Below are 13,729 nucleotides of genomic sequence, written 5' to 3'. Positions count from 1 at the left end.
CGTGCATATTCATGTCGCTTCGTCCTATTCGCTCCGGTTCGGCGTCGCGCCGCCCGCGGCGCTGGCGGAGCGCGCGGCGGTCCTCGGCATGGAGACGCTGGCGCTGACCGACCGCGACGGCCTGTACGGCGCCGTCCGGCACGTCCGGGCGTGCGCCGACGCGGGGATCGGCGCCGTCGTCGGCGCCGATCTCAGGGTCGCCTCCACCGGGGAGGAGCGCGTGGTCGTCCTCGCCGAGGGCCGCGCCGGGTGGCGGTCGCTGTGCCGGCTGGTGACGGCGGCGCACGCGGCGGGCGACCGCGGCCGCCCGCTGGTGACCAGGGAGATGGTCGCCGCGCACGCCGAGGGCCTCATCGTCCTGCTCGGCCCGGCCTCGGACGTCGGCCGGGCCCTCACCGGGCGCCGCCCGGACGTGGCGGCGGCCCGGCTCGCGGCGTGGCGCGCCGCGGCCGAGACCATGATCGAGATCGTCGACCACCGCGACAGGGGCGACGGGCCCCGGGCGGCGCGGATGCTCGCGCTCGCCCGCGAGGCCGGGGCGCCCGCCGTCCTGGGCAACGCCGTCCGCTACCTGGACCCGTCCGACCACCCGGTCGCGCAGGTCCTGGACGTGACGCGCCGCCTGGTCCCGCTCGACCGGCGGCACCTGGACGACCGCACCGGCCAGGCGTACCTGAAGTCGATCCCCGAGATGCGCCGGGTCGCGGAGCGGAGCTGCGGCCCGGACGAGGCCGACGCGCTGCTCGCGGCCACCCGGCGGCTGTCGGAGCGCTGCGTCCTCGATCCCGGCCGCGACCTCGGCACGGACGAGGTCCACCTGCCGGCCGTCGAGGGCGACCCGCACGCCCGGCTCGCCGCCCGGTGCGCGGAGGGGATGGCGCGGCGCGGGCTCGCCGGGTCGCGCGAGGCGGCGGCCCGGCTCGACCAGGAGCTCGGCGTGATCGGGCGCAAGGGCCTGGCGCCGTACTTCCTCACCGTCGCCGACGCCGCCGCGCTGATCAGGGCGCGCGGCATCCGCTGCGCGATCCGCGGCTCGGGCGCGGGCAGCCTGGTCAACTACCTGGTCGGCATCGGCGACCTGGACCCGCTGCGGCACGACCTGGTGATGGAGCGGTTCCTCGCCGACAGCCGCGAGGGCCTGCCCGACATCGACCTGGACGTGGAGTCGGCCCGCCGGCTGGAGGCCTACCAGGCGCTGTTCGACCGGTTCGGCGCCGACGCCACGGCGTGCGTGTCGATGATGGAGACCTACCGTGCGCGCAGCGCGCTGCGCGACGTCGGCAACGCCGTCGGGCTCCCGCCGCACGAGATCGACGCGATCGCCAAGGCGTTCCCGCGGATCCGGGCGAACCAGATCCGCGCGGCCCTGGACGACCTGCCCGAGCTCCGGCAGAGCAACCTGGCGGCGGGCCGCCTGGAGGTGCTGTTCCGGATCGCCGAGCGCCTGGACGGGCTGCCCCGCCACATCGCCATGCACCCGTGCGGCGTCCTGCTGTCGAACCCGGGCCTGCGGGACCGGGTTCCGGTCGAGCGCGCCGCCGTGGGGTTCCCGATGAGCCAGTTCGACAAGGACGACGTCGAGGCGATGGGGCTGCTCAAGCTCGACGTGATCGGCGTCCGGATGCAGTCGGCGATGGCGCACGCGGTGGCGGAGGTCGCCCGGGTGACGGGGGAGGAGATCGCGCTGGAGGACGTCCCGCGCGACGACCCCGAGACGTACGCGCTGGTGCGCACGTCCCGGACGCTCGGCTGCTTCCAGATCGAGTCGCCCGGCCAGCGGGAGCTGATCGGACGGCTCCAGCCCCGCGACATGGACGACCTGGTCATCGACATCTCGCTGTTCCGCCCCGGCCCGGTCAACTCCGACATGGTGACGCCGTTCCTGGAGGCCCGCGCCGGGAAGCGGGAGCCCGGCTACCCGCATCCCGACCTCGAACCCGCGCTGCGGGAGAGCCTCGGCGTGGTCGTCTTCCACGAGCAGGTGCTGCGCGTCATCGACGTGATGACCGGCTGCGGCCTGTCCAGGGCGGAGGCGGCGCGGCGGAGCCTGAACCACGAGCGGGGCCAGGCCGTGGTCGGCGCCTGGTTCCGCGAGCGGGCGCTGGCGCGCGGGTACGACGGGGCGACGGTCGAGCGCGTGTGGCGGATGCTGACCGCGTTCGGCGCGTTCGGCTTCTGCAAGGCCCACGCCGCGTCGTTCGCGCTGCCCACCTACCAGTCGGCCTGGCTGAAGCGGCACCACACGGCCGCCTTCTACGCCGGCGTCCTCACCCACGACCCCGGCATGTACCCCAAGCGGGTCATCCTCGACGACGCCCGGCACTTCGGCGTCCCGATCCTCCCGCTGGACGTCAACCGCTCGGAGGCCGACTGGCGCGCCGAACCCGTCCCCGCGGTCGGCCGGGCCGGGATCCGGGTGGCGCTGAGCGAGGTCAGGGGCATCTCCGACGCCGAGATCGGCAGGATCGCCGAGGCCCGGCCGTACCGGTCGCTGACCGACTTCTGGCGCCGCGCCCGGGTGTCGCGCCCGATCGCCGAACGGCTGGTCCTGGCGGGCGCGTTCGACGCCCTCCACGAGGGCGTCCCGCGCCGCGACCTGCTGTGCCGCGTCGGCGCCCTCGACCGGGTCACCGCCCGTCCCGCGCACGTCCCGGAGGGCCAGCTCCCCCTCGGCCGCGAGGACGGCGACGAGATTCCGGCGGGTGCGGAGACGGGGCCGGAGGAGGAGATCCCGGCGGGCGGGCTGCCGCCGATGACGCCCGCCGAGGTGGTCGAGGCGGAGCTCGACATCCTCGGCATGGACGTGAGCCGGCACGTCATGACCTTCTACGCCGGGCTGCTCGCCGGGCTCGGCGTCGTCAGCGCCGCCGACCTGCCGGGGCGTCCGGACAAGAGCGAGGTCCTGGTCGCCGGGGTCAAGGTGGCGACGCAGACCCCGGCGGTCAGGTCGGGGCAGCGCGTCATCTTCGCCACGCTGGACGACGCGACCGGCCCGGTCGACCTCACGTTCTTCGAGTCGGTGCAGGACAGGTGCGCCGCCACCGTGTTCGGCTCCTGGCTGCTCGTCGCCCGGGGGCGGCTCCGCCGCGCCGGGGAGCGCGCCGTCTCGATCACCGCGAACGCCTGCTGGGACCTGAACGCCCTGCACGAGGAGTGGCGCCGCGGCGGCCCCGACGCCGTCCGCGCGGCCATGGCGGGCCCGTCCGGCCGGAGCCGCCCGGTGGGCCGCCGCGTCGTCCAGCCCACGGGGTTCGCGATGTCGCCCTACTCCGACATCGGGCACGCGGGGCCGGCCATCAAGCGCCCGCCGAGAACACCCCTCTGGCACACCAGCCAGGGAAGCTCCGGCCCCCCGCCCGCCTGACCCGCGCGGCCCGGTCCGGGCGGGTCACCGGGTGATCTGGATCCGGGTGATCTGGAAGACGGTCGCCATGCACAGGGCGGCGGCGAGGGCCTGGAAGGCGGCCGCCGCGACGCCGACGTGCACGTCGAGGCGGGCGTCGGCGAGCGTCTCGACGCTGCCGTGCGTGAACACGCGCCCGAGGACCAGGCCGAGCAGGGCGCAGCCCCACCAGCCCCCGACGACGAGCCCGGCGGCCTGGCGCTCGGCCGTCCGGTACCGGCCGCTGTTCACCCACACCTCGTAGACCATCCGGGGCGGCAGCCACAGGTTGACGACCGGGAGGAACCAGCCGAGCAGCACCCAGGCGCGGTGGTGGCGGTGCGGCCCGGGGGACTGGTGGAACGCCCGCCACAGCCAGGTCAGGTACAGCAGGCCGGTGACCCCGGCCATGATCGCGCCGATCGTGAACACGTCCCCGTAGGGGGCGAGGGCCTTGCCGGTGGCGGCGGCGTCATAGCTGTCGTGGGTCGCGCCGTGCAGCGGCTGCGCCAGCCTGAGCAGGCTGATCCCCGAGCCGAGGGCCACGAACGCGTTGAAGCCGAGCAGCATGAACACCGCCACGCCGACGGCCCGGAAGTCGCGGCGCCGCGCCCACGCGCCGCAGGCCGGGCACCGGTCGACCTCGGTCGGGATGATGTCGCCGCACAGCGCACACGGCATGATCCACCTCCCCAGGGCCTTTGCTGTTGGCTGTTTTGGATACTACGTACGTTTGACCGGCGCGGCCCAACGGGAGTTCGGGCCCTTACAAGATCGTCACATGGGGAGCACGAGCCGGGTGACCGCGCACGTCGCGGCCGCGGTGACGGCCGCCCAGGCGGCGAGGCGCCCGAGGCCACCTGTGGACAGCAGCCGCTCGGGACGGAACCGGGTCACCGCCAGCAGCGCCCACCACTCGGCGGCCAGCGCGATGCTCGCGTACAGCGACCCGAGACCGATCAGCGAGAAGAGCAGGACGGTCCCCGCCGGGGTCACGGTGTGCGCGAACAGGGCGGGCCCCCTCGACGGTCCGCGCATGCCGCGCCGCAGGGCCAGCAGGACGGCGCCCCAGCCCGCGGCGCACAGCACCCACACGACCAGGACCGTCACGGGCAGTCCGTTCATCGACTCCGGTGCCAGTGCCGAGCCTCCCCCGTCTTCCGCGCTTCCCCCGTCTGCGTTCCCCTGCCGGGCCCGTCAGGTCATCAGGCCCGACTCCCAGGCCCACGCCGCCGTCGCGACCCGGTTCCGCGTCTCCAGCTTGCGGTTGACGCTGCCGAGGTGCGTCTTGACCGTGGAGAGCGACACGTACAGCTCCGCGGCGATCTCCTCGTTCGTCCGGCCGCGCGCCACGAGCCGGACCACGTCCAGCTCCCGCTCGGTGAGCGGCTCGCGCGGCTGGACGGGGCGCGCGGGCCGCCTGGCCAGGTGCTCCAGCAGCCGGACGGTGACGGACGGCGACACCAGCGACCCGCCGTTCGCCGCCGCGCGGACGGCCTCCACCAGCAGCGCGGGCCCGCTGTCCTTCAGCAGGAACCCGACCGCGCCGCCGCGCAGCGCCCCGTAGACGTACTCGTCCATGTCGAACGTCGTGACGATCACGATGCGGGGCGGGTCGGGGACGCCCGGGCCGGCGAGGGCGCGGGTCGCCTCCAGCCCGTCCATCCGCGGCATCCGGATGTCGAACAGGCACACCTGCGGGCGCAGGCGGCGGGCCAGCGCGACGGCCTCGGCGCCGTCGGCGGCCTCCCCGACGACCTGCATGTCCGGCTGCGAGTCGACGATCATCCGGAACCCGGTCCGGACCATCTCCTGGTCGTCGGCGATCAGTACGCGGATGGTCACCTTGCCGATTGTGTCAGCATCCCCGGTCATCCGTCCGATACGGGGAGGCGTGCGACGACCTCCCACCCGCCCTCGGGGCGCGGGCCCGCGTGCAGCCGCCCGCCGAGCGCGCCGACCCGCTCGCCCAGCCCGGTGAGCCCGAACCCGCCGGACGGCAGCCGCCGGCCGCCACGCCCCCGCCCGTCGTCCCGCACGGCGATCTCGACGTCGGCTCCGACCCGCGCCAGCGTGACCCGCACGGACGCGGCGTCGGCGGCGTGCTTGCGGACGTTGGTCAGCGCCTCCTGGACGACGCGGTGCGCCGACGCCGCGACCTCCGGCGGCAGCGTGCCGAGGCCGGGCTCCAGCGTGAGCGCGGCGGGCGGGTGGGCGAACCCCTCGACGAGATCCCTGAGCCGTTCGAGGTCGCCGACGGGACGGGTGCTGGAGCCGCCGTCCGGGAGGGCGTCCCCGTCCGGGGCGTTGACGTTCTGGGCGTCGCGCAGCAGCCCGACCATGCGCCGCATCGACGTGAGCGCCTCGGTGCCGGCCTTCTCGATCTCGCCGAGCATCCGGTCTAGCTGCTCCTGCGTCTGCGCGGCGCCGGACCGGGCCGTGAACCGCGCCGCCTGCGCCTGGACGACGATGCCGGTCACGTGGTGGGCGACGAAGTCGTGCAGGTCGCGGGCCAGCTCCAGCCGCTCGTCCCGGCGCGCCGAGGCCAGCGACCTGGCCCGCCGCGCGTCCAGCGCCCGCAGGTAGAGGCCGACGCCGAGCGCGACCGCCACGGTGATGCCGAGCGGCGCGGTGAACAGGGCCGCCGCGATCAGCGACCAGCGCAGCGGGGTCGCCAGGACCGCCGCGGCGAGCAGCACCGCGACCGGGACGAGCCGGTCGCGGCGGGCCTTCCACACCACCCGCGCGAGGATGATCAGCAGGCCGCCGATCTCCGCGAAAAGGCTCGGGGCGCCGGCCGCGGGCCGCACCACCGCGCCGAGGCAGAGGGTGCTGAGCACCGACAGCGCCCCCGCCCCGGCCGCCCACACCAGGAGGCCGCGACCGGAGACCGCCGCGACGTTGGCCACCAGCGCGACGAACACCATCCACAGGGCGGAGGGGTCCCGGAACGCGGCGGCCGTGCACCCCAGCAGGTACAGGGACGCGAACCCGGCGTACGCCGCGCGCACCAGGCAGCCGCCCACCGAATGGATGCGGTCCAGACGTGCCCCAACGTCGCTCACGTTCAAGCAGCGTACGACCCGATGCGGATCCCCGGATCGGCCATTCGGCCGATCCGGCGCCCCCGGTACCGGCTTCGCGTCCGATGCGGCGGGGCGGCGGCGCGGCGCAGGCTGGGGGCATGTACCTGATCTACGTTCCCCTCGCCGCCGTGTTCGCCGCGTTCGTGGTCTACGGCGGCGTCGTGATGCCCGCCATGGAGATCGCCGAGTCCGTCCGCGACCGCCGCCGCACCCGTCCGCCCGACAACGTCCTGGATCTGCGCCCGGCCGGCGGGCCGTCCGCGGTGGGAGAGCGGGAGGAGGCGGCGTGAGCGAGCCCGTCCTGTCCGGCCGCGGGCTGGTGAAGCGGTTCGGGACGGCCGTCGCGCTGGACGGCGTCGACCTGGCCGCGGGCCGCGCCGAGGCCGTCGCGATCATGGGCCCGTCCGGGTCGGGCAAGTCGACGCTGCTGCACTGCCTCGCCGGGATCCTGAAGCCGGACGCGGGGGAGGTGCACCTGCTCGGCCGGCGGATCGACACGCTCGGCGAGCGCCCCCGCAGCGCGCTGCGCCGGAGCCGGTTCGGCTTCGTGTTCCAGTTCGGGCAGCTGCTCCCCGAGCTGCCCGCGGTGGAGAACGTCGCGCTGCCGCTGATGCTGAACGGGACGCCGAGGCGGGAGGCGGTGCGGGCGGCGCGGGACTGGTTCGGGCCGCTCGGGCTGGACGGGCTGGAGCACCGGCGCCCGGGCGAGCTGTCGGGCGGCCAGGCGCAGCGCGTCGCGATCGCCCGCGCGCTCGTGCCCCTCCCGGCCGTCGTGTTCGCCGACGAGCCGACCGGCGCGCTCGACCAGGCGACCGGCCACGAGACCATGCGGCTGCTCGTGGACGCCACCAAGCACAACGGCGCGTCCCTGGTCGTCGTCACCCACGACCCTTCGGTGGCGGCCTGGTGCGACCGCGTCGTGGAGGTCCGCGACGGCCGCGTCCGGCCGCCCCTGGAGAGGACGGCCTGATGCGCACGGCGGTGGAACTCTCCTGGCGCCTGCTGCGGGGCGGCGGCCGGAACGACATGCTGGGATCGCTCCTGACCCTCGCCGCCGTGGCCGTCTCGACGGGGCTCCTGCTGTTCGCGGTGGGCGCCGACCACGCGTTCCTCCAGCGCGCGCACGCCGACGCCTGGCGGCATCCGGGGAGGCCGGCCGCGAACCCCTCCATGATCGAGGCGCTGTCGACCGACTACGTCCGAGGCAGGCCGATCACGGTCGTCGACCTGGCCGCGCTGGAGGGCGACGCTCCCGTCCCGCCCGGCATGCCCCGCTTCCCGGAGCCGGGCGAGGTGTGGACGTCGCCCGCTCTGGCCCGCCTGATGCGGGACCTGCCCGCCGACCGGCTCGCCCAGCGGTTCCCGTCCCGGGCGGGGACCCTCGGACGCGACGCGCTCGTCCATCCCGGAGAGCTCGTCGCGGTGGTCGGGCGCGCCCCGGACGATCCCGCCATGACCGCCCGCCGGGGCGCCGCCGACCACCTCGGGACGACCGGCGGCCCGTCGCGCGTCGACCGGTTCGCGACCGGCGCGTCCTGGTCGGCGGGCGTCTACCTGCTGCTGGCGGGCCTGGCGTCGGTGCTGATGGTCGTTCCGCTGCTGGTGTTCGGCGGCGCCGCGGCCCGGCTCACCGTGGCCCGCCGCGACGGCAGGCTCGCGGCGCTGCGGCTGGTCGGCGCCACTCCCGGCCAGGTCGTCGCGATCACCGTGACCGAGGCCGTGCTGACGGCCGCCGCGGGCGCGGCGGCCGGGCTCGTGCTCTACGCGGCGGCGGTCCCGCCGCTCACCCGGGTCACGATCGCGGGCGGCGGCTGGTTCGCCGGTGAGCTGTGGCCGAGCCCGCCCGTCCTCGTGGGCCTGCTCCTGGCGGTGCCCGTGCTCGTCGGCGCCAGCGCCGTCGCCGGCCTGCGCCGCGTGGTCGTCAGCCCGCTCGGCGTCGCGCGCCGCGAGACCCCGCCCGGCATGCGGGCCGTCCGGATCGTCGCGCTGCTCGCCGTCGTGACCGCGTTCGGGGCGGTGGGCCGCGGCCTGGTCGACATGGGCCGGGCGGGCGTGATCGTCCTGATGGTCTTCCTCGTCCTGGCCTTCCTCGCGATCAACTTCGCGGGCCCGTGGGTGGTGGCGATCATCGGCCGCGTGGCGGTAGGGACGGCGCGCGGCCCGGCCCGGCTGCTGGCCGGGCGCCGCCTCGTGGACGACCCGCGCTCGGCCTGGCGGACGGTCGCCGGCGTCGCGCTGACCGGCTTCGTCGCCGGGTTCCTCGCCCTGCTGAACGCGCACCCGTCCGCCGGTGAGCCGCGGGACGAGCTGAGACTGGCCGTCCCGTACGAGCGGTCCGCCGCCGTCGCCGAACGGGCGGAGGGCAGGCTCGCCGGTCTCGACGCGGGAGTGTCGGTGCGCCGGATCGAGACCGGGAACGTCCCGCCCGCCCCCGGCGCCCGCGCCGCCGCGACCGGCGTCGTGACGGTCACCGTCCGCGGCGGGCCCGCCGCGGTCGACCGGGCCCGCACGGCGCTGACCGGGCTCGTCCCGGGCAGGGTCGCCACGACGCCGGCCGACGACGAGGTGACCGGCGACTTCCTGGTGGCCGACCTGCGCACCGGCGCGCTGGTCGTCCTCGCCGTCTCGTTCCTGGTGGGGATCACCAGCGCGGGGATCACCGGGGCGTCCGCCGTCCTGGACCGCAGGCGGACGTACGCGATGCTGCGCCTGGCGGGCACGCCCCTGTCCGTCCTGGACCGGGCGCGCCGCCAGGAGACGCTGATCCCGCTCGCCGTGATGGGCGGCGGCTCGCTGCTGACCGGCATCCTCTTCGGGCTGCCGTTCGCCCAGGGGGTCGGGCTCTCCGGCCTGGCCGGGCTCGCGGGGTTCGTCGTCCTCGGCTTCGGCGGCGTCCTCGGCGCGAGCGCGCTGAGCCGTCCGCTGTTGCGCTCCGTGACCGCGGGCCCTTCCCCGCGCCCCGACTAGATCGAATAAGGGTTCGAGAATGTCAGACCCTCCGCGTAGCGTTGACCTTGTGATTCGGAAGACATCGGGAACAGATGTCGAACCAGATCGCTTTCAACGACGTACCTAGGGGTATGTGACAGACGGTGGCGCTCGCACAGGCGCGGCCCCACCGGGCGAAGGAAGGGGCGTTGGCAGTGAGCGCAGCGACCGGCACGTTCCATCTCACCCAGCCGCGGCTTGACGGGCCCGCCGAGCGGACCGTCGTGGAGCCGTGGCTCACCGAGCTCTCCCATGCGACGCTGAACGGCTACGCCGAGACCGCGCCCCCGCTCGCGGCGGTCGAGGCCCTGCCGATGCGTCCGCAGCCCCTGCCCGTCCGCCGCGTCGCCGTGGCGGCCTGACGCACACCCACCCGGAAAGGGATCGGGGCCGATGCCCCGATCCCTTTTCTCATGCCTCCGCGTCTCGCATGTTGATACACATTTCTCAAATTCTGAGAAGCGGTCGTACGGTGGAGGGACGCCGGACACAGAGAGGTGATCCCCTATGACCGCGAAGGCGACCTACACCCATGGCCACCACGAGAGCGTCCTGAGCGCGCACCAGTGGCGCACGGTCGAGAACTCCGCCGCCCACCTGAACGAGCACCTGAGCCCCGGGCTGTCGGTCCTGGACGTCGGCTGCGGGCCGGGCACCATCACCGCGGGGATCGCCGAACGCGTCGCGCCGGGCCGCGTGGTCGCCGCCGACTCGGCCGAGACCGTGCTGGACGAGGCCCGCAGGAACACCGCCTCGCTGGACAACGTCGAGTTCGCGGTGGCCGACGTCCACGGCCTGGAGCATCCCGACGGCACGTTCGACGTCGTCCACGCGCACCAGGTCCTGCAGCACGTCGGCGATCCCGTCCAGGCGCTGCGGGAGATGCGCCGCGTGGCGAAGCCCGGGGGGATCGTCGCCGTGCGCGAGGCCGACTTCGGCACCATGGCCTGGTACCCGGACCCGCCGGGCATGGACGCCTGGCTGCCGATCTACTACAAGGTCGCGCGCGGCAACGGCGGCGAGCCCGACGCCGGCCGCCGCCTCGTCTCCTGGGCGCGCGCCGCCGGATTCACCGACGTCACCGCGTCCGCGTCGGCCTGGTGCTACGCCACCCCGCAGGAGCGCGAATGGTGGAGCGAGTCCTGGGGCGGCCGCCTGGTCAGGTCGTCCGTCGCCGAGCACGCCGTCGCCGGAGGCCACGCCACCCGCGCCGAGCTCCAGCGCGTCTACGAGGGCTGGAAGGCGTGGGCGGCGGCCGAGGACGGCTGGTACTCCGTCACCCACGGCGAGATCGTCTGCCGCGCCTGAGCGGCCGCGCCGCGCGGCGTCAGAACGGGCCGGTGAGGTCGCCGAGCTTGTCGGTCAGCGCCAGGTTGTGGGAGTAGTCGACCGGGACGGCGATGACGGAGACCGCGTCCTCGGCGAGGGCCTTGCGCAGCGTGGGCAGCAGCTCGGCGGCCGACTCGACGCGGTAGCCGCGGGCGCCGAAGCTCTCGGCGTACCGGACGAAGTCGGGGTTGCCGAACCTGATGTTGGAGCTGCGCCCGAGGTCGAGGTCCATCTTCCACTCGATCAGCCCGTAGGCGGAGTCGTCCCAGATCAGGACGGTGATGGGGATGTTCTCGCGGACGGCCGTCTCCAGCTCCTGGGAGTTCATCAGGAACGCGCCGTCCCCCGTCGCCGCCAGGACCCTGCGGTCCGGGTGCGCGAGCTTGGCGGCGATCGCGCCGGGGACGGAGAAGCCCATCGAGGACAGGCCGTTGGAGACCAGCAGCGTGTTCGGCTCGTAGGTCGGATACAAGCGGGCCATCCACATCTTCACCGCGCCGGTGTCGGCCAGGACGATGTCGCCGCGGCGCATCGCGGCGCGGACGTCGGCGACGATGCGGCGGGGGGAGAGCGGGTAGCCGTCTTCGGTCGCGCCCTCGGCCAGCTCCTCCTGGAGCATCCGACGGATCTTCTGGCCTGTCGAGCGGAGCTCGTCCGTTGAATGGTGGTGGGCGGGGGCTGGAGGACGGTCTGTCGAGCGGAGCTCGTCCGCTGGATGGTGGTGGGCGGGGGCTGGAGGACGGTCCGTCGCGTTCACGTCGAAGCGGCGGTGGACCGAGTCGGCGAGGGCGCGCAGCGACCGGGACACGTCCCCCTGGATGCCGACCTCGACCGGGTAGTGGTCGTCCACCTCGGCGGGCGACTGATGGATGTGGATGATCTTCTTGTCCGCGTTCGGGTTGACCTTGACGGGGTCGAACTCCTGCAGCTCGTAGCCGACGGCGATCAGCACGTCCGCCTCGTCGAAGCCGAAGTTGACGTGGTCGTGGCGCATGAAGCCGACCGCGCCGAGGGCGTTGCGGTGGTCGTCGGGGAAGACGCCCTTGCCGTTGAAGGTGGTGGCGACCGGCAGGCCGAGGCGCTCGGAGAAGTACACGAGGGCGTCGCTCGCGCGGGCCCGGGCGGCGCCGTGGCCCGCCAGCACGATCGGCTGCCGCGCGAGCGCGATCACGTCGGCGGCGCGGGCGATCTGGGCCGCGGACGGCTCCTGCGGGCGCACGACGTTCACCGGCAGCGGCCCGAGGTCGGCGGAGACCTCGGCCGACTCGACGTCCTCCGGGATCGCCAGGTAGACGGCGCCGGGGCGCTCGGTCTGCGCCGTCTTGAACGCCTTGCGCACCATCTCGGGCAGCGCCTCCGCCCGCGGGGCCAGCTCCGACCACTTGGTGATCGGGCGGAACAGGGACACCAGGTCGACGATCTGGTGCGACTCCTTGTAGATCCGGTCCAGGCCGACCTGGGCGGAGATCGCGACGACGGGCGTGCTGTTGGTGGTGGCGTCCGCGACGCCGAGCTGGAGGTTGATCGCTCCCGGGCCGAGCGTGGCGGAGGCCACGCCCGCCTTCCCGGTGAGGCGGCCGTAGATCTCCGCCATGAACGCGGCGCCCTGCTCGTGCCGGACGAGGACGTAGCGGATCGGCGAGTCGTTCAGCGCGTCGACGAAATGGATGTTCTCCTCACCCGGGATGCCGAAGACGTACTCGACGCCCTCCGCCTCCAGGGTCCTGACGAGAAGCCGGGCGGCGTCCTGCGTGGACATCGTGCGTCCCATCTCCAGTCTGCGTCTTTCCTGGGTGCCTACCGTGCAGCACCCGGGTCCCTACCTCCATTCCGCGCGATGATGTGTCGTCGGTCTCTCAGGAGTCGGCCATCTCCTTGACGGCGCGCAGCGTCGGCTCGTCCCTCACCCCGGCGATCAGCAGGGTGGTGACCGGGCTGTCGCGCCACAGCCGCAGCCTCTCCTTGATCCGCCCGAGCGGGCCGAGGAGCGAGATCGCGTCGGCCAGCGCGTCCGGGACGGCCTTGATCGCCTCGTCCCGGCGGCCGCTCAGGAACAGCTCCTGGACGCGTGCCGCCTCCTCCGCGTAGCCGAGCCGGCCGATCAGGTCGAGGTGGAAGTTGCGGTCCTTGGCGCCCATCCCGCCGATGTAGAAGGCGAGCGGGATCTTGGCGAACTCCAGCGCGGACGCCAGGTCGTCGGTGACGATCGTGGTGACGGTCGCGGCGATCTCGAAGCCCTCCGGGCGCCCGGCCAGCGACCCGCCGAAGACGGGCTCGATCTGCTCGGGGTCGACGAACAGCGGCAGCCAGCCCTGCGCGACCTCGGCCGACAGCGCGACGTTCTTCGGGCCCTCCGCGCCCAGGTAGACGGGGATCTCCGGGCGCACGGGGTGGGCGATCGACTTCAGCGGCTTGCCGAGGCCCGACCCGCCGGGGTACGGCAGCGGGTAGTGCGGGCCCTCGCTGGTCACCGGCTCCTCGCGGCGCCACACCTGCCGGACGATGTCGAGGTACTCGCGGGTGCGGGCGAGCGGCTTCGGGAACGGCTGCCCGTACCAGCCCTCCACGACCTGGGGGCCGGACGCGCCGAGGCCGAGGATCACGCGCCCGCCCGACAGCGCGTCCAGGGTGAGCGCGTGCATCGCGGTGGCCGCGGGGGTCCGCGCCGACATCTGGACGACGGCCGTGCCCAGCTTGATCCGGGACGTGCGGGCGCCGTACCAGGCCAGCGTGGTGAACGCGTCCGAGCCGTACGCCTCGGCCGTGAACACCGAGTCGTAGCCGCAGCGCTCGGCGGCCAGGACCGTCTCGGTCTGGTCGTCGGGGTCGCGCTGCCAGTAGCCGACGTTGATGCCGAGCTTGAGTTCCGCGGTCACGTTGCACCCTCCGGTAGTCGACGCACCGGCGATACTAGAACACGTTCTATTTTCTCGGAAGGGGCGCC

Annotated in this window: 12 protein-coding genes; 6 read left to right on the top strand and 6 right to left on the bottom strand. The window is 74.4% G+C overall.

The genetic code is table 11. From position 1 onward, the window contains the following. Position 1 precedes the first annotated feature (1 nt). On the top strand, positions 2-3,364 hold the full coding sequence (locus tag ABWI04_RS00440) for a DNA polymerase III subunit alpha (protein ID WP_353830966.1): 3,363 nt from the start codon (positions 2-4) through the stop codon (positions 3,362-3,364). A 24-nt stretch (positions 3,365-3,388) separates the two neighbouring features. Here the strand turns inward: ABWI04_RS00440 and ABWI04_RS00435 are convergent, their stop codons facing one another. The 4 genes from ABWI04_RS00435 to ABWI04_RS00420 all read right to left on the bottom strand — a co-directional run bounded on the left by ABWI04_RS00435 (position 3,389) and on the right by ABWI04_RS00420 (position 6,447). Then, positions 3,389-4,063, bottom strand: a complete 675-nt coding sequence (locus ABWI04_RS00435) for a DUF4328 domain-containing protein (protein WP_345175819.1) — start codon at positions 4,061-4,063, stop codon at positions 3,389-3,391. A 96-nt stretch (positions 4,064-4,159) separates the two neighbouring features. Beyond that, positions 4,160-4,507, bottom strand: a complete 348-nt coding sequence (locus ABWI04_RS00430; RefSeq protein ID WP_353830965.1) for a hypothetical protein — start codon at positions 4,505-4,507, stop codon at positions 4,160-4,162. 72 nt (positions 4,508-4,579) lie between these two features. Continuing rightward, positions 4,580-5,227 carry a response regulator gene (locus ABWI04_RS00425; RefSeq protein WP_345175817.1) on the bottom strand — a complete coding sequence of 216 codons (648 nt, stop codon included), beginning with the start codon at positions 5,225-5,227 and terminating at the stop codon, positions 4,580-4,582. Between the two features lie 26 nt (positions 5,228-5,253). Continuing rightward, positions 5,254-6,447, bottom strand: a complete 1,194-nt coding sequence (locus ABWI04_RS00420; protein WP_345175815.1) for a sensor histidine kinase — start codon at positions 6,445-6,447, stop codon at positions 5,254-5,256. Between the two features lie 119 nt (positions 6,448-6,566). Here ABWI04_RS00420 and ABWI04_RS00415 point away from each other — a divergent pair, with 119 nt between their 5' ends. The 5 genes from ABWI04_RS00415 to ABWI04_RS00395 all read left to right on the top strand — a co-directional run bounded on the left by ABWI04_RS00415 (position 6,567) and on the right by ABWI04_RS00395 (position 10,764). Beyond that, on the top strand, positions 6,567-6,758 hold the full coding sequence (locus ABWI04_RS00415) for a hypothetical protein (protein ID WP_353830964.1): 192 nt from the start codon (positions 6,567-6,569) through the stop codon (positions 6,756-6,758). Beyond that, the gene (locus tag ABWI04_RS00410; RefSeq protein WP_345175812.1) at positions 6,755-7,438 is read left to right on the top strand and encodes an ABC transporter ATP-binding protein; all 684 of its coding nucleotides are present in this window, start codon (positions 6,755-6,757) and stop codon (positions 7,436-7,438) included. Before ABWI04_RS00415 ends, ABWI04_RS00410 begins: the two co-directional genes overlap by 4 nt. After that, on the top strand, positions 7,438-9,435 hold the full coding sequence (locus ABWI04_RS00405; protein WP_353830963.1) for an ABC transporter permease family protein: 1,998 nt from the start codon (positions 7,438-7,440) through the stop codon (positions 9,433-9,435). The genes ABWI04_RS00410 and ABWI04_RS00405 overlap by 1 nt, the downstream gene beginning before the upstream one ends. Before the next feature lie 176 nt (positions 9,436-9,611). Continuing rightward, on the top strand, positions 9,612-9,818 hold the full coding sequence (locus ABWI04_RS00400; RefSeq protein WP_345175807.1) for a hypothetical protein: 207 nt from the start codon (positions 9,612-9,614) through the stop codon (positions 9,816-9,818). 145 nt (positions 9,819-9,963) lie between these two features. After that, positions 9,964-10,764 carry a methyltransferase domain-containing protein gene (locus tag ABWI04_RS00395; protein ID WP_353830962.1) on the top strand — a complete coding sequence of 267 codons (801 nt, stop codon included), beginning with the start codon at positions 9,964-9,966 and terminating at the stop codon, positions 10,762-10,764. A 19-nt stretch (positions 10,765-10,783) separates the two neighbouring features. On the opposite strand, the gene ABWI04_RS00390 is transcribed toward ABWI04_RS00395, so the two are convergent. Then, a complete protein-coding gene (locus ABWI04_RS00390) occupies positions 10,784-12,544 on the bottom strand; it encodes a thiamine pyrophosphate-dependent enzyme (RefSeq protein ID WP_353830961.1) in 1,761 nt (586 codons plus the stop codon). A gap of 97 nt (positions 12,545-12,641) precedes the next feature. Further along, the gene (locus ABWI04_RS00385) at positions 12,642-13,661 is read right to left on the bottom strand and encodes an LLM class F420-dependent oxidoreductase (RefSeq protein ID WP_345175801.1); all 1,020 of its coding nucleotides are present in this window, start codon (positions 13,659-13,661) and stop codon (positions 12,642-12,644) included. Positions 13,662-13,729: the final 68 nt, after the last annotated feature.

Origin of the sequence: Actinomadura sp. NPDC000929 (assembly GCF_040492065.1) — a bacterium.
GTDB classification, from domain to species: Bacteria; Actinomycetota; Actinomycetes; order Streptosporangiales; family Streptosporangiaceae; genus Spirillospora; species Spirillospora verrucosospora.
The sequence above is the reverse complement of the archived record's forward strand: the minus strand, read 5'-3'. Positions and strand labels throughout refer to the sequence as shown.